The following is a 17,437-nucleotide window of genomic DNA, read 5'->3' as shown; positions in this document are numbered from 1 at the left end:
TATTAACCTTGTCTTTGTTTAAATTTAGGATTTTTTTTGTTTATAATGTATAGACGACCTTTACGTCTTACAACAATATCATCTGAACTTCTTTTTTTAAGTGATGCTCTAATTTTCATTTTTCTTTCTATTTTAATATCTGAAAGTTATTCTTCCTTTTGATAAATCATAGGGTGACATTTCCAACCGTACTTTATCTCCAGGTAATAGTTTAATATAATGCATCCTCATTTTACCAGAAATATGTGCGGTTAAAATGTGGCCATTTTCTAATTCTACTCTGAACATTGCATTAGACAATGCTTCAATAATAGTTCCGTCTTGTTCTATATGTTTTTGTTTTGCCATATATTAATTCGGATTTCTACTTAATCTTGACTGCATTAAACCATCATAATGGTGGTTTAATAAATAAGTATTAATTTGTTGTACAGTATCTAATAATACACCTACCATAATTAATAAAGAAGTTCCACCAAAAAATAAAGCAAATTTATCGGTTGCGGTGAGACCGATAATTTTAACTATTGCAGGAAGAACTGCTATAAGAGCTAAATAAATAGCTCCAGGTAGTGTAATTTTAGATAAAACATCATCTAAATAATCAGCTGTTTCTTTACCTGGTTTTACACGTGGAATTAATCCTCCATTTCTTTTTAAATCATCAGCCATTTGATTTATAGGAATTGTAATAGCTGTGTAGAAAAAGGTAAAGACTATTATTAACAGGGCAAATAATAAATTATATTGCCAACTAAATACTTGACTAAATCCTGCCCAAAAAGTATTAGTAGTTGTTTCAGAACGAACCAATAAACCCGGTATGAACATTAGTGCTTGTGCAAAAATGATAGGCATTACACCGGCTGCATTAACTTTTAATGGTATATATTGCCTAGCCGCATTTGTTATGGAACGTAATGATCCAGATTTTGTTCTACTCACGTATTGTACAGGAACTTTTCTTACGGCTACAGTCAACATAATACATAATATGATAACTAACAACCAAGCAATTACTTCTACAAACATCATGATAAGTCCTTTTCCGGTATCTCCCATTTGTACACCAACTTCTTGAACAAATGCAGTTGGAAAACCTGCTAAAATACCAACCATAATTAAAATAGATATCCCATTACCGATTCCTTTGTCAGTTATCTTTTCCCCCATCCACATAGCAAAAATTGTGCCTGAAATTAAGATTATAATACTAGGCACCCAAAATAAGAAAATATTATTGGGATCTACTAAATAGGCTGTTCTAAATTGCTCAATAGGTAGAAAGACTTGTGTAATAGATGTCAAATAGGCAGGAGCTTGTATTAAACATATTAAAATTGTCAACCACCTAGTAATCTGATTAACCGTCTTACGACCGCTTTCTCCCTCTTTTTGTAGTTTTTGTATATAAGGTATAGCTAATCCCATTAATTGCACCACAATAGAAGCAGATATATACGGCATAATACCTAAAGCAAAAATTGATGCTTTACTGAATGCACCTCCCGTAAATGAAGATAATAACCCTAACAGACCGGTAGCCTGTTGGTTTCCACCATTGTTTTTGTAGATTTCAAGAATATTATCTACTTCTACCATATTGATAGCAGGAAGAGAAACATGCGTACCAAATCTGTATACCAATACTAGAACAAAAGTGAAAATAAGTTTATCTCTTAACTCTTTTATACTCCAGATATTCTTTAATGTCTGTATAAATCCTTTCATGCTATTTTATAAGATGTTAGCTTTCCCTCCGGCTTTTTCTATAGCCTCTTTTGCTGATTTAGTATATTTATCAACAGTTATATTAACGGTTGATTTTAATTCTCCTCTACCAAGAATTTTAACTAAATCATTTTTAGAAATTAATCCATTTTGGATTAAAGTTTCTTTGGTGATTTCAGTAGAAATTTTATTACTATCAATTAAACCTTGAATTGTGTCTAAATTAATACCCACATATTCTTTTCTATTGATATTCTTAAAGCCAAATTTAGGAATCCTTCTTTGTAAAGGCATTTGACCTCCTTCAAATCCTACTTTATCTTTATGTCCTGAACGAGATTTATCTCCTTTGTGACCTTTAGTAGAAGTACCTCCTTTACCACTTCCTTGACCTCTACCTAGTCTCTTGCTATTATGTGTTGAACCTTGTGCAGGTTTTAAAGTATGTAAATTCATATCTTATTATTCTTCAACAGTTACTAAATGTTTTACTACTGCAACCATACCTAATATTTGTGGGGTTGCTTCATGTTCAACGGTCTTATTCAATTTAGTTAAACCTAATGCTTCTAAAGTAAGCTTTTGATTTTTCGGTCTTTTAATTGAACTTCTTTTTAAAGTTATTTTTATCGTTGCCATGTTCTTATCCTTTAAATACTTTAGAAAGTGAAACTCCTCTTTGTTGTGCAATGGTTTCAGCACTTCTTAAATTTAATAGTGCTTTTACTGTTGCTTTTACTACGTTATGTGGATTTGAAGATCCTTTAGATTTTGAAAGTACATCTTTAACTCCTGCAGATTCCAATACGGCACGAACTGCTCCCCCAGCAATCAAACCTGTACCATGAGATGCTGGACGTATAAATACATCAGCACCGCCATATTTTGCAGATTGTTCATGTGGAAGTGAACCGTTTAATATCGGTACTCTAACTAAATTTTTCTTAGCATCTTCTACAGCTTTTGAAATAGCGCTAGCTACTTCTTTTGATTTACCTAAACCAAATCCTACAACTCCTTTTTCATCACCTACAACCACAATAGCTGAAAATCCGAATGCTCTACCACCTTTGGTTACTTTTGTTACTCTTTGTACACCTACTAAACGATCTACAAGTTCTAACCCACCTGGTTTTACTCTTTCAATATTATTTATTCCTAACATAATTTTTTAATGTATTAAAATTTTAAACCTCCTTCTCTAGCACCATCAGCTAAGGCTTTCACTCTTCCGTGATATATGAAGCCATTTCTATCAAAAACTACAGTTTCAATACCGGCTACTTTAGCATTTTCAGCTAATTTCTTACCTACTAAAGCAGAAATTTCAGTTTTAGTTCCTTTTTCTCCGGCAATTTCTTTTTGACGCGAAGATGCGTAAGCTAAAGTTTTGCCAGAATTATCATCTATAAGTTGAGCGTAAATTTCTTTATTACTTCTAAAAACTGACAAACGAGGTTTTTCAGCTGTACCGAATATATTTTTACGTACTCTCCTTTTAACTCTTATTCTTTTTTCTCTTTTAGTTAATGCCATAACTTAATTTTTTATGCAGATTTACCTGCTTTTCTTCTGATTTGTTCTCCTACAAATTTAACTCCTTTACCTTTATAAGGTTCAGGTTTACGAAGTGATCTTATTTTTGCACAAACCATCCCTAATAAATGTTTATCATACGAAGATAAAGTAATTATTGGATTTTTACCTTTTTCAGTTAAAGTTTCCACTTTTACTTCCTGAGGTAACTCTATAACTACTAAATGCGAAAATCCTAAAGCCAATTCTAATTTTTGGCCTTGATTAGATGCTCTATAACCTACCCCCGCTAATTCCAATTTTTTGGTGAATCCTTCAGATACACCAACTATCATGTTATTAATAAGGGCTCTGTATAATCCATGCAAAGATTTATGTTCTTTACTGTCGGATGGACGTTGAACTGCTAATTCAGAATTTTCAATATTTATAGTTATTCCTCCGGTAAGTTCTTGTTTTAACTCGCCGTTTTTTCCTTTAACTGTAACTACATTATCTTTATAATCAATGGTAGTACCTGTTGGAATATTTATTATTGCTTTTCCTATTCTTGACATTTCTTCAATTTTTTAATAAACATAACAAATTACCTCTCCACCAACATTTTCTTGTCTAGCTTTCTTATCTGTCATTACTCCTTTTGAAGTTGAGATAATAGCGATACCTAATCCATTTAAAACTCTTGGAAGTTCTTTACAACCGGAATATTTTCTTAAGCCCGGTTTAGATGCTCTTTGAATTTTTTTGATAGCCGGAAGATTAGTTGCTTTATCGTATTTTAAAGCAATTTTAATAACTCCTTGTACACTACCTTCTTCAAATTTGTAGTTAAGGATATATCCTTGATCAAAGAGAATTTTAGTAATCTCTTTTTTAATTTTTGATGCAGGAATTTCAACAACTTTGTGTCCTGCTCTCATGGCATTTCTTACTCTTGTTAAGTAATCTGCAATTGGGTCTGTAACCATATTTATTTAATTTTAGAGTATAGAATTTAAATTCTACTTTTAAAATCTGTTATTTTTTAATTTTTACCAACTAGCTTTTTTAACTCCCGGTATTAATCCTTCGTTAGCCATTTCTCTAAAAGTTACTCTGGAAATTCCAAAAACTCTCATATATCCTCTTGGTCTTCCTGTAAGCTTACATCTATTGTGTAATCTTACCGGAGAAGAGTTTTTAGGAAGCTTTTGAAGTGCTTCGTAGTCTCCGGCTTCTTTTAAAGCTTTTCTTTTAGCGGCATATTTAGCTGAAAGTGCTTCTCTTTTGCGCTCACGCGCTTTCATTGATTCTTTAGCCATACTATTAATTAATTCTTTTTAAATGGTAATCCAAAGTGGGTTAATAATGCTTTTGCTTCCTTATCGGTTTTTGCATTAGTTACAAAGGTAATATCCATACCTTGAATTTTCTTCACTTTATCAATATTTATTTCTGGAAATATGATTTGTTCAGTAATTCCTAATGTATAGTTACCTCTACCGTCAAAACCATCTGATTTTATTCCATTAAAATCTCTAACACGAGGTAAAGCAGCAGTAATTAATCTATCTAAAAACTCATACATTCTATCACCACGTAAGGTAACCATTGCGCCGATAGGCATTCCTTTTCTTAGTTTGAAACCGGCTTCATCTTTTTTAGATAGACATGGTATTGCTTTTTGTCCTGCAATTAAAGAAATTTCTTCAACTGCATAATCAACAATTTTTTTATCTGCTGTTGCTGCCCCTAATCCTTGGCTTATCACAATCTTTTCTAGTTTTGGAACTTGCATCACAGATGTATAACCAAATTCCTCTTTTAAAGCAGAGATGATTTTATCTTTATATAATTGTTTCGGTCTTGCTATGTATTGCATAATCTTTCAAATTTAATTAAATCACTTCTCCTGATTTGGTTGCAACTCTAACTTTTTTCTCACCATCCATTTTATAACTTACTCTTGTTGGTTTTCCGGATTTTGGATCCAATAGAGCTAAGTTAGAAATATGTATAGAAGCTTCTTTTTCAATAATACTTCCTTGAGGATTTTCTGCTGAAGGTTTTCTATGTTTTTTAACTATATTAACTCCTTCAACTATCGCTCTGTTTTTTTCAGGATAAATTACTAAAACTTGTCCTTGCTTTCCTCTGTATGATCCGGCAAGAACTTGAACTTTATCTCCTTTTTTTATTTTAACTTTTGCCATTTTTTTTAATTTACCTTATAATACCTCAGGAGCTAATGATATAATTTTCATATACTCTTTATCACGTAATTCTCTGGCTACCGGTCCAAAAACACGAGTTCCTCTCATTTCTCCTGCTGCATTTAACAATACACATGCATTATCTTCAAAACTAATATAAGAACCATCTTTCCTTCTTACAGGTTTTTTAGTTCTAACCACTACTGCTTTGGATACTTGACCTTTTTTAGCGTTTCCTGATGGAGTAGCATCTTTAATAGTAACAACTATTTTATCACCTACAGATGCATATCTTCTTTTTGAACCTCCTAACACTCTGATAACTAAAGCCTCTTTTGCTCCAGTATTATCTGCAACTTTTAATCTTGATTCTGTTTGTAGCATCTCTAAATTATTTAGCTCTTTCTAATATTTCTACTAATCTCCATCTTTTACTCTTACTCAATGGACGAGTTTCCATAATGCGAACGGTATCTCCTTCATTGCATTCGTTTTTCTCATCGTGAGCAGTATATTTTTTAGTTTTTAAAACGAATTTCCCATACATGGGATGTTTCATTCTGCTTGTCTCACTAACAACGATAGTTTTATCCATCTTATTGCTAGATACTACTCCGATTCTTTCTTTTCTTAAATTTCTTTCCATAATTGAAATTAAATTCTTTTTCGGATTTTAAATTACTTTAAGGCTGTTAACAACCTTGCTATTGTTTTTCTCATCTCTCTTAATTGAATCGGATTTCCAATTGGAGACACTTTATGTGATAATCTTAGTTTAGCATACTCAGCTTTTGTTTCAGCTAATTTTGCTTTAACTTCTTCTTGACTTAAATTTCTTATATCAACTGCTTTCATCGATTTTATTATTTATGATTGCACAAAATCGTTAGCAACAACAAATTTAGTTTTCACCGGTAATTTTTGAGCTGCAAGTCGTAATGCTTCTTTTGCAACATCATAAGGAACTCCCCCTATTTCAAATAAAATTCTTCCCGGTGATACTCTTGCTACCCAATATTCCACAGCACCTTTTCCTTTCCCCATACGAACCTCAGCAGGTTTTTTGGTAATAGGCTTATCCGGGAATATTTTAATCCATAATTGTCCTTCTCTTTTCATATATCGAGTGGCAGCAATACGTGCAGCTTCTATCTGTCTTGCAGTAATAAATACTGAATCTAACGCTTTAATTCCAAAAGTACCGTATGCTAATTTACTTCCTCTGTAAGAAAGACCTTTCATACGTCCTTTTTGCTGTTTACGGAATTTTGTTCTTTTTGGTTGTAACATAATTACCTAAGATATTTTTTTATCTTCTTTCTTTAACTTTTCTTTTCTGAGTCTTTTTCTGAAGACCTACTAACGGAGATAACTCTCTTTTACCATACACTTCGCCTTTCATAATCCATACTTTTACCCCTAAGCGACCATAAGTTGTATGAGCTTCAGCAATATAATAATCGATATCAGCACGGAAAGTTGACAAAGGAATTCTTCCTTCTTTAAAAGATTCTGATCTTGCCATTTCAGCACCGTTTAAACGTCCGGAAATCATAATTTTAATTCCTTCAGCGTTCATTCTCATTGTAGATGCGATAGCCATTTTAACAGCTCTTCTATATGAGATACGGCTTTCAATTTGACGAGCTACACTTTCTGCAACTAATTTTGCATCCAGTTCAGGTCTTTTAATTTCAAAAATATTTATTTGAATTTCCTTTTTAGTAATCTTTTTTAACTCTTCTTTTAATTTATCTACTTCCTGACCACCTTTTCCTATGATAATTCCAGGTCTTGCTGTGGTGATGGTAATAGTAACTAATTTCAAAGTTCTTTCGATGTAAATTCTGGAAACACCTGCTTTGGATAATCTTGCTTCTAAATATCTTCTGATTTTATAATCTTCTGCTATTTTATCTCCAAAGTTTTTTCCACCATACCAATTAGAATCCCATCCTCGAATGATTCCTAATCTATTACCTATTGGATTTGTTTTCTGTCCCATACTTAATTTACTTCGTTTTTGTTTCCTAGAATAATTGTTACATGATTAGATCTTTTTCTAATCCTATATCCTCTCCCTTGAGGAGCAGGACGTAATCTTTTTAACATAGATCCACCGTCAACAAAAATTTCTTTTACATAAAGTTTAGCTTCTTCGATGTCTTTACCTTCATTTTTAACTTGCCAATTAGCTATGGCACTTAATAAAAGTTTTTCTAATCTGATTGAAGCTTCTTTTTTTGAATATTTTAATATGTATAATGCTTTATCAACATCAACGCCTCTAATGATATCTGCTACTAATCTCATCTTTCTAGGCGAGGTAGGACAATTATTCAAGCGAGCAATTGCTAAATTTTTCTTAGCTTCTTTACGTGCTGTTGCACTATTTTGTTTTCTGTTACCCATTGCTTATTATCTGTTACCTTTATTTTTATTTCCTGCATGACCTCTAAACACACGAGTAGGTGAAAATTCTCCTAGCTTATGTCCAACCATATTTTCAGTTACATATACCGGTACAAATTGTTTTCCGTTATGTACTGCAAACGTTTGACCAACGAAATCCGGAGATATCATTGATGCTCTAGACCATGTTTTAATCACGACTTTTTTTCCTGACTCTATATTTGCTTGAACTTTCTTGTTTAATTTATAGTGAATATAAGGTCCTTTTTTTAACGAACGTGCCATACTAGATTATTTTCTTTTTTGTAAAATATAACGATTCGATTCTTTCTTCTTTGAACGAGTCTTGTATCCTTTTGCAGGCATACCTTTTCTAGATCTTGGATGTCCTCCGGTTGATCTACCTTCACCACCTCCCATTGGGTGATCTACAGGGTTCATTGCTACCGGCCTTGTTCTTGGTCTTCTTCCTAACCATCTGCTTCTACCTGCTTTACCAGATACGATTAGCTGATGATCTGAATTGGAAACTGAACCAATTGTTGCCATACATTCAACTAAAATCATACGAGTTTCTCCGGAAGGCATTTTAAGAACGGCATATTTACCGTCTCTGGCTATAAGTTGTGCGCTGGTTCCGGCACTTCTTGCCATTTTCGCTCCTTGTCCGGGACGTAACTCAATACATGAAATAACAGTACCTAAAGGTATGCTTTTTAATTTCATTGCGTTTCCAATTTCAGGAGCAACACTCTCTCCTGAAACGACTTTTTGTCCTACCTTAATACCGTGAGGAGACACAATGTAGCGTTTTTCACCGTCTGCATAAACCAATAATGCGATAAATGCAGTTCTGTTTGGATCATATTCTACTGATTTTACAGTAGCCGGAATGCCAAACTTATTTCTCTTGAAATCGATCTCTCTGTATCGTTTCTTGTGTCCACCTCCGGTATAACGCATGGTCATTTTTCCGGAATTATTTCTACCTCCTGATTTAGAAATTCCTCTTAGTAAGGATTTTTCCGGTTTTGAAGTAGTGATTTCTTCAAAATTGTTAACAATTCTGAATCTTTGTCCGGGGGTGATAGGTTTTAATTTTCTTACCGACATGATTCTTTATAAATTATATATTTCCAAATACATCAATGGTTTGACCTTCTTTTATGTCAACCATTGCTTTTTTCAATTTATTAGTTTTTCCAACTTGAAGACCTGTTTTTGTATATTTTGATTTAACAACAGGTGCAGAAATTAATGTTCTTACTGCAACTACATTAACTCCGTAAGCTTGTTCTACAGCATATTTAATCTCTGACTTATTCGCTTTAGTATTTACTAAAAAAGTATAACGATTTCTTTTTTCAGCGATTTCGTTAGCTTTTTCTGATATAATAGGTTTTATGAGTACAGACATAATTCTATTTTCTTAAATTTTCTTGTATTTTTTCTACTGAGCTTTCAAACAAAACCACTTCATTCGCTTTTAAGATATCATAACTACTTATCTCGTTATATCCTAATACTTTAGCGTCTTGTAAATTTCGTGATGACAAGTATACATTTTTATTAGACTGCCCTAAAATAAACAAAGCTTTTTTGTTAGCTAGTCCTAAATCTTGTAAAACTTTAGTAAAATCTTTTGTTTTAGGTGCTTCAAAATTTAAGTCTTCAACTACTTTTAAGTTGTTTTCTTTTAATTTTTGACTAAAAACTGATTTTTTTGCTATTCTTTTTAATGATTTATTTAATTTGAACCTGTAATCTCTTGGTCTAGGTCCAAATACTCTTGCTCCACCTCTGAACAAAGGGTTGTTGATATCCCCTTTTCGGGAACCTCCTGTTCCTTTTTGACGGTGAAGTTTACGAGTTGATCCACTTAATTCGGATCTTTCTTTAGATTTATGGGTTCCTTGTCTCTGTGATGCCAAATATTGCTTTACTTCTAAGTAAACAGCATGTGTATTCGGTTCAACTCCAAATATTGTTTCGTCTAAAGTAACCTTTCTTCCGGTTTCTTTTCCGCTTCTATCTAGTACTACTAATTCCATCTTCTTACAATTACATATGAATTTTTAGGACCCGGAACTGCACCTTTTACAATTAAAAGATTTTTTTCATTGTCCACTTTTATAACCTGTAAATTTTGCACTGTCACTTGATTTCCACCCATTCTTCCAGCCATTCTCATTCCTTTAAATACTCTGGATGGATCTGATCCTGCTCCAATAGAACCCGGAGCTCTTAATCTGTTATGCTGACCGTGTGTTGCTTGCATAACCCCTCCAAAGCCGTGTCTTTTAACCACCCCTTGGAATCCTTTACCTTTTGAAGTTCCGGTAACGTCAACATATTCTCCTTCTGAAAATAAATCAACTTTTACTTCTTCTCCAATTTTCAATCCGTCAAACCCATGACGAAACTCCACCATTTTTCTTTTTGGTGTTGAACCTGCTTTTTTGAAGTGACCTAAAAGGGCTTTGCCGACATTTTTTTCACTTCTGTCATCGAAACCTAGTTGAACCGCATAATAGCCGTCCTTTTCTTCGGTTCTGACCTGTAAAACTGTACATGGACCCGCTTCTATAACAGTACAAGGAATGTTTTTACCTTCCTCGTCAAACAAGCTGGTCATGCCAATTTTTTTTCCAATAATACCTGACATTTGTTCTATTTATATATTTTTTCGGACTGCAAAATTAAAAAATTTTTTTCACAATTTAACATTCTGATTCAAAATTTTTTATAATTAGTTTTTATTTTGATTTTAATAGATTTAACTTGATTAAAATTTTAATTTAAAATTTATCATTATTCGATCCAATTTTTTTAAATCTATTATGATCAAATTACTTATATTCTTATCTTTTTACTATTTGTTATACTTCACTTCATAATTCAGTTTTTTTATCAAATAATCTTTAGCATATCTAAAGTTATATTTCCGGTTTTTTATATAAAAAAACTATTTCTTCTTGATCAATAACAATTCTCCCATACATTTTCTTTTTTTTCCTCCGTATATATAATAAATTAAAGTGTCTTTGGATTATTCTTCTTCTATTAATCGAAATTACTCAAATTACTATTAGAGTTTTTTTATTCTTGATCGCATTCTGACGAACTATTGTAGAGCCTATTCTGTGTTTAGTTTAAATTTTTGTATATTTTTTTTCATACTAATATGAGGTAAATCACATAAAATAATTTTATATTTGTAATAATATTTGTTCTTTATGATAAATCATATATAACAATGGATATCAATCAATTACAAAATAAAATCATCGATATCACCATTTGGAAAAAAGGCGAACAACGAGCACCACATAAGCCTTTATTGCTACTGTATGCTTTATCAAAATATAAACAAGGTCATGCACGTTTATTTCATTATAAAACTGAAATTGAGGCACAGTTGCTTGATTTATTGAAGTGTTTTGGTCCCAAGCGTACGCATTACTATCCTAATATGCCATTTTGGCGATTGAAAAATGATGGATTCTGGCAATTAACCAATATTGAAAATTGCATCAATATCAATAATCCAAGTAAAGAGCCGACGGGTAAACAGCTAGCTTTATCACAAGTTTATGGGGGATTTGATGAACCATCCTATCAATATCTTAAAAAAAATCCATCTACTATCGATCTCATAGCAGAACAGATTTTAAGTCAACATTTTCCTGAAAGTGTGCATGAAAGTTTAATTAATCGACTTGATTTTGGTTTAACCGATTTTAATCGTCAACGTGATTCCTATGTTTAGTTAGTCTTACAAGCTTAAAAATTTGTGGTTTTGATTTAATGCATGAATCAGTATCAAGTGCAATTGAAGCCGCCCTTATATCAAGTAGAATTAATGGGCATCAAATGGTCAAGAGACTAATTTGGAATTTTGAAGGGAAGGATATTTATCGACCAAGATTTAAGGAAGATTATTTGCATGACCGATTTGTTGAATGGCATGTGGGAGAAGTGTTTAGGATATAGCGAAAAATACTAATTCTACTAGAAATTAATTATTTAAAGATATGATTATGAACAGAATAATAATGAAAAATTGGATTATTGAAGCTTTAAATCACTTAGGTGGAAAAGCACGACCAAGGGATGTTAGCAAATATATTTGGGAACATTATGAAACTGAATTAAAAGAATTCCGGTGATAGCCTTTATACTTGGCAATATGATATTCGTTGGGCTGCCCAATCATTAAGAAATGAAGGTGTATTAAACCGGTAAATAATCGACGAGATTTGCCATGGGAATTAGCTTAAATTATAGTCAGTTTTTTTTATCCCTTAGCATCAATTTTCAAATTTTATGATACTATTCATTATTTTGAAGTGTGCAAGGATAGCGAATATACTTATTATTTCCGTTTAATAAAAGCTGAATTCATCTGTAAAAATAACAAATTTATAAGGGATTTGATTAATCATCCTATAAGTGTATTATATGCCTTTTTCCTATGCTTATTTAATAAGTCCTCTGTTCGGCCTATATTCGGCCAAAAAAACTCCTCTTGCCTTCGATTCTTCTATCGTCTCACTTGTTTGAATTGATCTTGTCCTATCTGGAACATCGAAATTACATCCTATCATACTTAGTAGGGATACACTTGTTAAAACTATTTGTATTTTTTTATTCATACCATTATTCTGATCTGTATAAAAAATCTATTTCTTCTTGATCAATTGCAACTCTCCCATACATTTTCTTTTTTTTCCTCCGTATATATAATAAATTAAAGTGTCTTTGGATAATTCTTCTTCTGTTAATGTAAAAATAAGATATTTCCCCTTAACACCCATATTACCATTGGAAGTATCTCCATTCATGCATCTTTCCCATGTTCGGGAGAGACCTATACTATCTATGGCTTCTATGTATAACTCGTTTCCTCCTTGTTTTTTGATATTTCCAAGAGTATCATATACCCAGGGGATTTCTACCCATGCTTTTTTTATTATCTTTCTATTTGGCCTATATTCAGCCAAAAAAACTCCATTAGCCTTCGATTCCTCTATTGTCTCACTTATCTGGGTAGATAATGTTCTATCAGGAACATCGATATTGCACCCTACCATACTTAGTAGGAATACACTCGTTAAAATTTTTCGTATTTTTTTATTCATACCATTCTTCGGATCCGTATAAAAAATCTATTTCTTCTTTATCAATAGCAATTCTCCCATACATTTTCTTTTTTTTCCTCCGTATATATAATAAATTAAAGTGTCTTTGGATAATTCTTCTTCTGTTAATCTATAAGTAAGATATCTCGCCCCATCAACCATATTTCCATTGGAAGTATCTCCTTGTTCGCATTCTGACCAACTATCGCTAAGACCTATACTGTCTTTGGCTTCTATGTATAACTCATGTCCTTTTTGTTTTTTGATATTTCCAAGGGTATCATATACCCAGTGGATTTCTACCCATGCTTTCTTTATTAGTTCTCTGTTCGATCTATATTCAGCCAAAAAAACTCCATTGGCTTTCGATTCTTCTATTGTCCCACTTATCTGGGTAAATAATGTTCTGTCGGCAACATCGATATTGCATCCTATCATACTTAGTAGGGATACACTTGTTAAAACTATTTGTATTTTTTTATTCATACCATTCTTCGGATCCGTATAAAAAAAAACTATTTCTTCTTTATCAACAGCAACTCTCCCATACATTTTCTCTTTTTTCCTCCGTATATATAATAAATTAAAGTGTCTTTGGACAATTCTTCTTCTGTTAATCTAAAGGTAAGATATTTCGCCCCAACAATCATAGTACCATTGGAAGTATCTCCATTCATACATCTTTCCCATGTTCGGGAGAGACCTATACTGTCTTCGACTTCTATATATAACTCATGTCCTCTTTGTTTTTTGATATTTCCAAGGGTATCATATACCCAGTGGATTTCTACCCATGCTTTCTTTACTAGTTCTCTGTTCGACCTATATTCAGCCAAAAAAACTCCATTGGCCTTCGATTCCTCTATTGTCTCACTTATTTGTGTAATCTTTGTTCTATCGGGTACATCGAAACCGCACCCTATCATACTTAATAGAGATACACTTGTTAAAACTATTTGTATTTTTTTATTCATACCATTTTTTTAATCTTTATAAAGACATTTAAAGGTTGGTTATAAAAAAACTATTTCTTCTTTATCAACAGTAACTCTCCCATACATTTTCTCTTTTTTCCTCCGTATATATAATAAATTAAAGTGTCTTTAGATAATTCTTCTTCTGTTAATCTATAGGTAAGATAATCCATATTCCTACGCATAGTACCATTGGAAGTATCTCCGTGTTCGCATTCTGACCGATTATCGCTAAGACCTATACTATCTTTTGCATTTATATATAGTATTTGTCCTTCATATTTTACTGTATTTCCAAGAGTATCATATACCCAAGGGATTTCTGCCCATGCTTTTTTTATTAGTTCTCTGTTCGGCCTATATTCGGACAAAAAAACTCCTCTTGCCTTCGATTCTTCTATCGTCTCACTTATCTGAATTACTCTTGTTTTATCTTCAGCATCTATACCACATCCTATTATAATTATTAGGAAAAAACTACTAAAAACTATTTGTATTTTTTTATTCATACCATTCTTCGGATCTGTATAAAAAATCTATTTCTTCTTTATCAATAGCAATTCTCCCATACATTTTCTCTTTTTTCCTCCATATATATAATAAATTAAAGTGTCTTTGGATAATTCTTCTTCTGTTAATTCATAGGTAAGATATTTCCCCTTAACACCCATATTACCATTGGAAGTATCTCCTTGATCGCATTCTGACCAACTATCGCTAAGACCTATACTATCTATGGCTTCTATGTATAACTCATTTCCTCCTTGTTTTTTGATATTTCCAAGAGTATCATATACCCAGGGGATTTCTACCCATGCTTTTTTTATTAGTTCTCTATTCGGCCTATATTCGGCAAAAAAAACTCCATTAGCCTTCGATTCCTCTATTGTCTCACTTATCTGAGTAAATAATGTCCTGTCAGGTATATCGATATTGCATCCTAGCATACTTAGTAGGGATACACTTGTTAAAACTATTTGTATTTTTTTATTCATACCATTCTTCGGATCCGTATAAAAAAACTATTTCTTCTTGATCAATTGCAACTCTCCCATACATTTTCTTTTTTTTCCTCCGTATATATAATAAATTAAAGTGTCTTTGGATAATTCTTCTTCTGTTAATCTATAGGTAAGATATCTCGGACCAGCAATCATATTACCATTGGAAGTATCTCCTTGATCGCATTCTAACAAGCTATCGCTAAGACCTATACTATCTTTTGCATTTATATATAGTATATGTCCTTCATATTTTACTGTATTTCCAAGAGTATCATATACCCATGGGATTTCTGCCCATGCTTTTTTTATTATTTCTCTGTTCGGCCTATATTCGGCCAAAAAAACTCCTTTGGCCTTCGATTCTTCTATCGTCTCACTTATCTGAATTACTCTTGTCCTATCAGGAACATCGATATTGCACCCTACCATACCTAATAGGAATACACATGCTAAAATATTTCGTGTTTTTTTATTCATACCATTATTCTGATCCGTATAAAAAAAACTATTTCTTCTTGATCAATAACAATTCTCCCATACATTTTCTCTTTTTTCCTCCGTATATATAATAAATTAAAGTGTCTTTATATAATTCTTCTTCTGTTATTCTAAAGGTAAGATAATCCATATTCCTGCGCATAGAACCATTGGAAGTATCACCATTCATGCATCTTTCCCATGTTCGGGAGAGACCTATACTGTCTTTTGCATTTATATAGAGTATTTGTCCTTCGTATGTCACTGTATTTCCAAGAGTATCATATACCCAAGGGATTTCTACCCATGCTTTTTTTATTATTTCTCTGTTCGGTCTATATTCAGCCAAAAAAACTCCTCTTGCCTTCGATTCTTCTATCGTCTCACTTATCTGAATTACTCTTGTTTTATCTTCAGCATCTATACCACATCCTATTATAATTATTAGGAAAAAACTACTAAAAACTATTTGTATTTTTTTATTCATACCATTCTTCGGATCTGTATAAAAAATCTATTTCTTCTTTATCAATAGCAATTCTCCCATACATTTTCTCTTTTTTCCTCCGTATATATAATAAATTAAAGTGTCTTTGGATAATTCTTCTTCTGTTAATTCATAGGTAAGATATTTCCCCTTAACACCCACATTACCATTGGAAGTATCTCCTTGTTCGCATTCTGACCAACTATCGCTAAGACCTATACTGTCTTTGGCTTCTATGTATAACTCATGTCCTCTTTGTTTTTTGATATTTCCAAGGGTATCATATACCCAGTGGATTTCTGCCCATGCTTTTTTTATTAGTTCTCTATTTGGCCTATATTCGGCCAAAAAAACTCCATTAGCCTTCGATTCCTCTATTGTCTCACTTATTTGTGTAATCTTTGTTCTATCGGGTACATCGAAATCGCACCCTATCATACTTAATAGAGATACACTTGTTAAAACTATTTGTATTTTTTTATTCATACCATTATTCTGATCTGTATAAAAAATCTATTTCTTCTTGATCAATTGCAACTCTCCCATACATTTTCTCTTTTTTCCTCCGTATATATAATAAATTAAAGTGTCTTTGGATAATTCTTCTTCTGTTAATCTAAAAATAAGATATCTCTCCCCATTACCAATATTACCATTGGAAGTATCTCCATTCATGCATCTTTCCCATGTTCGTGAGAGACCTATACTGTCTTTTGAATTTATATATAGTATTTGTCCTTCGTATTTCACTGTATTTCCATGAGTATCATATACCCAGGGGATTTCTACCCATGCTTTTTTTATTATTTCTCTGTTCGGTCTATATTCGGCAAAAAAAACTCCTCTTTTTTTAGATTCTTCTATTGTCTCACTTGTTTGAATTGATCTTGTCCTATCTGGAACATCGAAATTACATCCTATCATACTTAGTAGGGATACACCTATTAAAACTATTTGTATTTTTTTATTCATACCATTTTTCGGATCTGTATAAAAAATCTATTTCTTCTTTATCAACAGCAACTCTCCCATACATTTTCTCTTTTTTCCTCCGTATATATAATAAATTAAAGTGTCTTTGGATAATTCTTCTTCTGTTAATCTATAGGTAAGATAATCCATATTCCTACGCATAGTACCATTGGATGTATCACCTTGATCGCATTCTGACCAATTATCGCTAAGACCTATACTATCTTTTGCATTTATATATAGTATTTGTCCTTCGTATTTTACTGTATTTCCAAGAGTATCATATACCCAAGGGATTTCTGCCCATGCTTTTTTTATTAGTTCTCTATTTGGCCTATATTCGGCAAAAAAAACTCCTCTTGCCTTTGATTCTTCTATTGTCTCACTTATCTGAATTACTCTTGTTTTATCTTCAGCATCTATACCACATCCTATTATAATTATTAGGAAAAAACTACTAAAAGCTATTTGTATCTTTTTATTCATACCATTATTCTGATCCGTATAAAAA

At 32.2% G+C, this 17,437-nt stretch carries 37 protein-coding genes; 3 read left to right on the top strand and 34 right to left on the bottom strand.

The window, feature by feature from the left end:
• Positions 1–2: 2 nt before the first annotated feature.
• The 23 genes from ykgO to rplC all read right to left on the bottom strand — a co-directional run bounded on the left by ykgO (position 3) and on the right by rplC (position 10,536).
• Positions 3–119, bottom strand: coding sequence for a type B 50S ribosomal protein L36 (gene ykgO / locus G8C41_RS01325; protein ID WP_073961215.1), 117 nt, complete (start codon positions 117–119; stop codon positions 3–5).
• Between the two features lie 13 nt (positions 120–132).
• The gene (infA, locus tag G8C41_RS01320) at positions 133–348 is read right to left on the bottom strand and encodes a translation initiation factor IF-1 (RefSeq protein WP_055425352.1); all 216 of its coding nucleotides are present in this window, start codon (positions 346–348) and stop codon (positions 133–135) included.
• Positions 349–351: 3 nt separating this feature from the next.
• Positions 352–1,731, bottom strand: coding sequence for a preprotein translocase subunit SecY (gene secY, locus G8C41_RS01315; protein WP_160557076.1), 1,380 nt, complete (start codon positions 1,729–1,731; stop codon positions 352–354).
• 6 nt (positions 1,732–1,737) lie between these two features.
• Entirely contained in the window at positions 1,738–2,187 is a 450-nt protein-coding gene (gene rplO / locus G8C41_RS01310) for a 50S ribosomal protein L15 (protein ID WP_160541868.1), read from the bottom strand.
• Positions 2,188–2,193: 6 nt separating this feature from the next.
• A complete protein-coding gene (rpmD, locus tag G8C41_RS01305) occupies positions 2,194–2,370 on the bottom strand; it encodes a 50S ribosomal protein L30 (protein ID WP_055425355.1) in 177 nt (58 codons plus the stop codon).
• A gap of 4 nt (positions 2,371–2,374) precedes the next feature.
• A complete protein-coding gene (rpsE, locus tag G8C41_RS01300; protein WP_055425356.1) occupies positions 2,375–2,896 on the bottom strand; it encodes a 30S ribosomal protein S5 in 522 nt (173 codons plus the stop codon).
• Between the two features lie 14 nt (positions 2,897–2,910).
• Positions 2,911–3,267, bottom strand: a complete 357-nt coding sequence (rplR, locus tag G8C41_RS01295; RefSeq protein WP_105298120.1) for a 50S ribosomal protein L18 — start codon at positions 3,265–3,267, stop codon at positions 2,911–2,913.
• 11 nt (positions 3,268–3,278) lie between these two features.
• Positions 3,279–3,824, bottom strand: a complete 546-nt coding sequence (rplF, locus tag G8C41_RS01290) for a 50S ribosomal protein L6 (protein WP_105298121.1) — start codon at positions 3,822–3,824, stop codon at positions 3,279–3,281.
• A gap of 12 nt (positions 3,825–3,836) precedes the next feature.
• The gene (gene rpsH, locus G8C41_RS01285) at positions 3,837–4,235 is read right to left on the bottom strand and encodes a 30S ribosomal protein S8 (protein WP_160541867.1); all 399 of its coding nucleotides are present in this window, start codon (positions 4,233–4,235) and stop codon (positions 3,837–3,839) included.
• Between the two features lie 63 nt (positions 4,236–4,298).
• Positions 4,299–4,568 (bottom strand): 30S ribosomal protein S14, encoded by a 270-nt coding sequence (gene rpsN, locus G8C41_RS01280; RefSeq protein ID WP_055425360.1) that lies wholly within the window; start codon positions 4,566–4,568, stop codon positions 4,299–4,301.
• An 8-nt stretch (positions 4,569–4,576) separates the two neighbouring features.
• A complete protein-coding gene (rplE, locus tag G8C41_RS01275) occupies positions 4,577–5,128 on the bottom strand; it encodes a 50S ribosomal protein L5 (protein ID WP_105298123.1) in 552 nt (183 codons plus the stop codon).
• Positions 5,129–5,144: 16 nt separating this feature from the next.
• Positions 5,145–5,459, bottom strand: coding sequence for a 50S ribosomal protein L24 (gene rplX / locus G8C41_RS01270; protein WP_105298124.1), 315 nt, complete (start codon positions 5,457–5,459; stop codon positions 5,145–5,147).
• Positions 5,460–5,474: 15 nt separating this feature from the next.
• Positions 5,475–5,843: a 50S ribosomal protein L14 gene (gene rplN / locus G8C41_RS01265; RefSeq protein ID WP_055425363.1), complete on the bottom strand. Its 369-nt coding sequence runs from the start codon at positions 5,841–5,843 to the stop codon at positions 5,475–5,477.
• A gap of 7 nt (positions 5,844–5,850) precedes the next feature.
• Positions 5,851–6,105, bottom strand: coding sequence for a 30S ribosomal protein S17 (gene rpsQ / locus G8C41_RS01260; protein WP_055425364.1), 255 nt, complete (start codon positions 6,103–6,105; stop codon positions 5,851–5,853).
• Positions 6,106–6,137: 32 nt separating this feature from the next.
• A complete protein-coding gene (gene rpmC, locus G8C41_RS01255) occupies positions 6,138–6,314 on the bottom strand; it encodes a 50S ribosomal protein L29 (RefSeq protein ID WP_105298126.1) in 177 nt (58 codons plus the stop codon).
• A gap of 12 nt (positions 6,315–6,326) precedes the next feature.
• Positions 6,327–6,749, bottom strand: a complete 423-nt coding sequence (gene rplP / locus G8C41_RS01250; RefSeq protein ID WP_055425366.1) for a 50S ribosomal protein L16 — start codon at positions 6,747–6,749, stop codon at positions 6,327–6,329.
• Between the two features lie 19 nt (positions 6,750–6,768).
• On the bottom strand, positions 6,769–7,464 hold the full coding sequence (rpsC, locus tag G8C41_RS01245) for a 30S ribosomal protein S3 (protein ID WP_055425367.1): 696 nt from the start codon (positions 7,462–7,464) through the stop codon (positions 6,769–6,771).
• A gap of 2 nt (positions 7,465–7,466) precedes the next feature.
• Positions 7,467–7,871: a 50S ribosomal protein L22 gene (gene rplV, locus G8C41_RS01240; RefSeq protein WP_055425368.1), complete on the bottom strand. Its 405-nt coding sequence runs from the start codon at positions 7,869–7,871 to the stop codon at positions 7,467–7,469.
• Positions 7,872–7,877: 6 nt separating this feature from the next.
• Complete coding sequence (gene rpsS, locus G8C41_RS01235; RefSeq protein WP_055425369.1) at positions 7,878–8,156, bottom strand: 30S ribosomal protein S19; 279 nt, start codon at positions 8,154–8,156, stop codon at positions 7,878–7,880.
• Positions 8,157–8,162: 6 nt separating this feature from the next.
• Entirely contained in the window at positions 8,163–8,984 is an 822-nt protein-coding gene (gene rplB / locus G8C41_RS01230) for a 50S ribosomal protein L2 (RefSeq protein WP_105298127.1), read from the bottom strand.
• A 13-nt stretch (positions 8,985–8,997) separates the two neighbouring features.
• Positions 8,998–9,288, bottom strand: a complete 291-nt coding sequence (gene rplW, locus G8C41_RS01225) for a 50S ribosomal protein L23 (RefSeq protein ID WP_105298128.1) — start codon at positions 9,286–9,288, stop codon at positions 8,998–9,000.
• Between the two features lie 4 nt (positions 9,289–9,292).
• Positions 9,293–9,922 (bottom strand): 50S ribosomal protein L4, encoded by a 630-nt coding sequence (rplD, locus tag G8C41_RS01220; RefSeq protein ID WP_105298129.1) that lies wholly within the window; start codon positions 9,920–9,922, stop codon positions 9,293–9,295.
• Positions 9,913–10,536 (bottom strand): 50S ribosomal protein L3, encoded by a 624-nt coding sequence (gene rplC / locus G8C41_RS01215; RefSeq protein WP_055425373.1) that lies wholly within the window; start codon positions 10,534–10,536, stop codon positions 9,913–9,915. The genes rplD and rplC overlap by 10 nt, the downstream gene beginning before the upstream one ends.
• Before the next feature lie 591 nt (positions 10,537–11,127).
• On the opposite strand from rplC, the gene G8C41_RS01210 reads away from it, so the two are divergent.
• From G8C41_RS01210 to G8C41_RS10140, 3 genes are read left to right on the top strand one after another with little or no spacing between them, the layout of a single operon-like run.
• The gene (locus tag G8C41_RS01210; RefSeq protein ID WP_221411730.1) at positions 11,128–11,640 is read left to right on the top strand and encodes a phosphorothioated DNA-binding restriction endonuclease; all 513 of its coding nucleotides are present in this window, start codon (positions 11,128–11,130) and stop codon (positions 11,638–11,640) included.
• A gap of 38 nt (positions 11,641–11,678) precedes the next feature.
• Positions 11,679–11,864: a hypothetical protein gene (locus G8C41_RS10095; protein ID WP_221411729.1), complete on the top strand. Its 186-nt coding sequence runs from the start codon at positions 11,679–11,681 to the stop codon at positions 11,862–11,864.
• 47 nt (positions 11,865–11,911) lie between these two features.
• Positions 11,912–12,040: a hypothetical protein gene (locus G8C41_RS10140; RefSeq protein WP_255466963.1), complete on the top strand. Its 129-nt coding sequence runs from the start codon at positions 11,912–11,914 to the stop codon at positions 12,038–12,040.
• Between the two features lie 309 nt (positions 12,041–12,349).
• On the opposite strand, the gene G8C41_RS10135 is transcribed toward G8C41_RS10140, so the two are convergent.
• The 11 genes from G8C41_RS10135 to G8C41_RS01155 form a co-directional block, all read right to left on the bottom strand.
• Positions 12,350–12,478 (bottom strand): hypothetical protein, encoded by a 129-nt coding sequence (locus tag G8C41_RS10135; RefSeq protein ID WP_255466962.1) that lies wholly within the window; start codon positions 12,476–12,478, stop codon positions 12,350–12,352.
• Positions 12,479–12,553: 75 nt separating this feature from the next.
• On the bottom strand, positions 12,554–13,012 hold the full coding sequence (locus tag G8C41_RS01200) for a hypothetical protein (RefSeq protein ID WP_166005880.1): 459 nt from the start codon (positions 13,010–13,012) through the stop codon (positions 12,554–12,556).
• 27 nt (positions 13,013–13,039) lie between these two features.
• Entirely contained in the window at positions 13,040–13,564 is a 525-nt protein-coding gene (locus G8C41_RS01195) for a hypothetical protein (protein ID WP_166005879.1), read from the bottom strand.
• On the bottom strand, positions 13,528–13,986 hold the full coding sequence (locus G8C41_RS01190; RefSeq protein WP_166005878.1) for a hypothetical protein: 459 nt from the start codon (positions 13,984–13,986) through the stop codon (positions 13,528–13,530). The genes G8C41_RS01195 and G8C41_RS01190 overlap by 37 nt, the downstream gene beginning before the upstream one ends.
• Before the next feature lie 50 nt (positions 13,987–14,036).
• Positions 14,037–14,495, bottom strand: a complete 459-nt coding sequence (locus G8C41_RS01185; protein WP_166005877.1) for a hypothetical protein — start codon at positions 14,493–14,495, stop codon at positions 14,037–14,039.
• Positions 14,496–14,522: 27 nt separating this feature from the next.
• The gene (locus tag G8C41_RS01180) at positions 14,523–14,981 is read right to left on the bottom strand and encodes a hypothetical protein (RefSeq protein ID WP_166005876.1); all 459 of its coding nucleotides are present in this window, start codon (positions 14,979–14,981) and stop codon (positions 14,523–14,525) included.
• Positions 14,982–15,008: 27 nt separating this feature from the next.
• Positions 15,009–15,467, bottom strand: a complete 459-nt coding sequence (locus G8C41_RS01175; protein WP_166005875.1) for a hypothetical protein — start codon at positions 15,465–15,467, stop codon at positions 15,009–15,011.
• 28 nt (positions 15,468–15,495) lie between these two features.
• A complete protein-coding gene (locus tag G8C41_RS01170; RefSeq protein ID WP_166005874.1) occupies positions 15,496–15,954 on the bottom strand; it encodes a hypothetical protein in 459 nt (152 codons plus the stop codon).
• A 27-nt stretch (positions 15,955–15,981) separates the two neighbouring features.
• Positions 15,982–16,440 (bottom strand): hypothetical protein, encoded by a 459-nt coding sequence (locus G8C41_RS01165; RefSeq protein WP_166005873.1) that lies wholly within the window; start codon positions 16,438–16,440, stop codon positions 15,982–15,984.
• A gap of 27 nt (positions 16,441–16,467) precedes the next feature.
• The gene (locus G8C41_RS01160) at positions 16,468–16,926 is read right to left on the bottom strand and encodes a hypothetical protein (RefSeq protein ID WP_166005872.1); all 459 of its coding nucleotides are present in this window, start codon (positions 16,924–16,926) and stop codon (positions 16,468–16,470) included.
• A gap of 27 nt (positions 16,927–16,953) precedes the next feature.
• Positions 16,954–17,412 (bottom strand): hypothetical protein, encoded by a 459-nt coding sequence (locus G8C41_RS01155; protein ID WP_166005871.1) that lies wholly within the window; start codon positions 17,410–17,412, stop codon positions 16,954–16,956.
• Between the last annotated feature and the right edge of the window lie 25 nt (positions 17,413–17,437).

The sequence above is a fragment of the Apibacter sp. B3706 genome, from assembly GCF_011082725.1.
Taxonomy (GTDB): Bacteria; Bacteroidota; Bacteroidia; order Flavobacteriales; family Weeksellaceae; genus Apibacter.
Note: the sequence above shows the minus strand (reverse complement) of the source record. Positions and strands in the feature narration are given on the sequence as shown.

Excerpts from the sequence above, each read along its gene's own strand:
- rpsN (WP_055425360.1), bottom strand. The coding sequence starts at position 4,568 with ATGGCTAAAGAATCAATGAAAGCGCGTGAGCGCAAAAGAGAAGCACTT.
- G8C41_RS01195 (WP_166005879.1), bottom strand. The coding sequence starts at position 13,564 with ATGTATGGGAGAGTTGCTGTTGATAAAGAAGAAATAGTTTTTTTTTAT.
- rplO (WP_160541868.1), bottom strand. The coding sequence starts at position 2,187 with ATGAATTTACATACTTTAAAACCTGCACAAGGTTCAACACATAATAGC.
- G8C41_RS01165 (WP_166005873.1), bottom strand. The coding sequence starts at position 16,440 with ATGAATAAAAAAATACAAATAGTTTTAACAAGTGTATCTCTATTAAGT.
- G8C41_RS01190 (WP_166005878.1), bottom strand. The coding sequence starts at position 13,986 with ATGAATAAAAAAATACAAATAGTTTTAACAAGTGTATCTCTATTAAGT.
- G8C41_RS01155 (WP_166005871.1), bottom strand. The coding sequence starts at position 17,412 with ATGAATAAAAAGATACAAATAGCTTTTAGTAGTTTTTTCCTAATAATT.
- secY (WP_160557076.1), bottom strand. The coding sequence starts at position 1,731 with ATGAAAGGATTTATACAGACATTAAAGAATATCTGGAGTATAAAAGAG.
- rpsE (WP_055425356.1), bottom strand. The coding sequence starts at position 2,896 with ATGTTAGGAATAAATAATATTGAAAGAGTAAAACCAGGTGGGTTAGAA.
- G8C41_RS01200 (WP_166005880.1), bottom strand. The coding sequence starts at position 13,012 with ATGAATAAAAAAATACGAAAAATTTTAACGAGTGTATTCCTACTAAGT.
- G8C41_RS01160 (WP_166005872.1), bottom strand. The coding sequence starts at position 16,926 with ATGAATAAAAAAATACAAATAGTTTTAATAGGTGTATCCCTACTAAGT.
- rplN (WP_055425363.1), bottom strand. The coding sequence starts at position 5,843 with ATGCTACAAACAGAATCAAGATTAAAAGTTGCAGATAATACTGGAGCA.
- rplE (WP_105298123.1), bottom strand. The coding sequence starts at position 5,128 with ATGCAATACATAGCAAGACCGAAACAATTATATAAAGATAAAATCATC.
- rpmD (WP_055425355.1), bottom strand. The coding sequence starts at position 2,370 with ATGGCAACGATAAAAATAACTTTAAAAAGAAGTTCAATTAAAAGACCG.
- G8C41_RS01210 (WP_221411730.1), top strand. The coding sequence starts at position 11,128 with ATGGATATCAATCAATTACAAAATAAAATCATCGATATCACCATTTGG.
- rplV (WP_055425368.1), bottom strand. The coding sequence starts at position 7,871 with ATGGGTAACAGAAAACAAAATAGTGCAACAGCACGTAAAGAAGCTAAG.
- rplP (WP_055425366.1), bottom strand. The coding sequence starts at position 6,749 with ATGTTACAACCAAAAAGAACAAAATTCCGTAAACAGCAAAAAGGACGT.
- ykgO (WP_073961215.1), bottom strand. The coding sequence starts at position 119 with ATGAAAATTAGAGCATCACTTAAAAAAAGAAGTTCAGATGATATTGTT.
- rpsH (WP_160541867.1), bottom strand. The coding sequence starts at position 4,235 with ATGGTTACAGACCCAATTGCAGATTACTTAACAAGAGTAAGAAATGCC.
- G8C41_RS01185 (WP_166005877.1), bottom strand. The coding sequence starts at position 14,495 with ATGAATAAAAAAATACAAATAGTTTTTAGTAGTTTTTTCCTAATAATT.
- rpsS (WP_055425369.1), bottom strand. The coding sequence starts at position 8,156 with ATGGCACGTTCGTTAAAAAAAGGACCTTATATTCACTATAAATTAAAC.
- G8C41_RS01175 (WP_166005875.1), bottom strand. The coding sequence starts at position 15,467 with ATGAATAAAAAAACACGAAATATTTTAGCATGTGTATTCCTATTAGGT.
- G8C41_RS10140 (WP_255466963.1), top strand. The coding sequence starts at position 11,912 with ATGAACAGAATAATAATGAAAAATTGGATTATTGAAGCTTTAAATCAC.
- rplB (WP_105298127.1), bottom strand. The coding sequence starts at position 8,984 with ATGTCGGTAAGAAAATTAAAACCTATCACCCCCGGACAAAGATTCAGA.
- rplF (WP_105298121.1), bottom strand. The coding sequence starts at position 3,824 with ATGTCAAGAATAGGAAAAGCAATAATAAATATTCCAACAGGTACTACC.
- G8C41_RS01180 (WP_166005876.1), bottom strand. The coding sequence starts at position 14,981 with ATGAATAAAAAAATACAAATAGTTTTAACAAGTGTATCCCTACTAAGT.
- G8C41_RS01170 (WP_166005874.1), bottom strand. The coding sequence starts at position 15,954 with ATGAATAAAAAAATACAAATAGTTTTTAGTAGTTTTTTCCTAATAATT.
- rplW (WP_105298128.1), bottom strand. The coding sequence starts at position 9,288 with ATGTCTGTACTCATAAAACCTATTATATCAGAAAAAGCTAACGAAATC.
- rpsC (WP_055425367.1), bottom strand. The coding sequence starts at position 7,464 with ATGGGACAGAAAACAAATCCAATAGGTAATAGATTAGGAATCATTCGA.
- rplR (WP_105298120.1), bottom strand. The coding sequence starts at position 3,267 with ATGGCATTAACTAAAAGAGAAAAAAGAATAAGAGTTAAAAGGAGAGTA.
- infA (WP_055425352.1), bottom strand. The coding sequence starts at position 348 with ATGGCAAAACAAAAACATATAGAACAAGACGGAACTATTATTGAAGCA.
- G8C41_RS10095 (WP_221411729.1), top strand. The coding sequence starts at position 11,679 with ATGCATGAATCAGTATCAAGTGCAATTGAAGCCGCCCTTATATCAAGT.
- rplD (WP_105298129.1), bottom strand. The coding sequence starts at position 9,922 with ATGGAATTAGTAGTACTAGATAGAAGCGGAAAAGAAACCGGAAGAAAG.
- rplC (WP_055425373.1), bottom strand. The coding sequence starts at position 10,536 with ATGTCAGGTATTATTGGAAAAAAAATTGGCATGACCAGCTTGTTTGAC.
- rplX (WP_105298124.1), bottom strand. The coding sequence starts at position 5,459 with ATGGCAAAAGTTAAAATAAAAAAAGGAGATAAAGTTCAAGTTCTTGCC.
- rpmC (WP_105298126.1), bottom strand. The coding sequence starts at position 6,314 with ATGAAAGCAGTTGATATAAGAAATTTAAGTCAAGAAGAAGTTAAAGCA.
- rpsQ (WP_055425364.1), bottom strand. The coding sequence starts at position 6,105 with ATGGAAAGAAATTTAAGAAAAGAAAGAATCGGAGTAGTATCTAGCAAT.
- G8C41_RS10135 (WP_255466962.1), bottom strand. The coding sequence starts at position 12,478 with ATGATAGGATGTAATTTCGATGTTCCAGATAGGACAAGATCAATTCAA.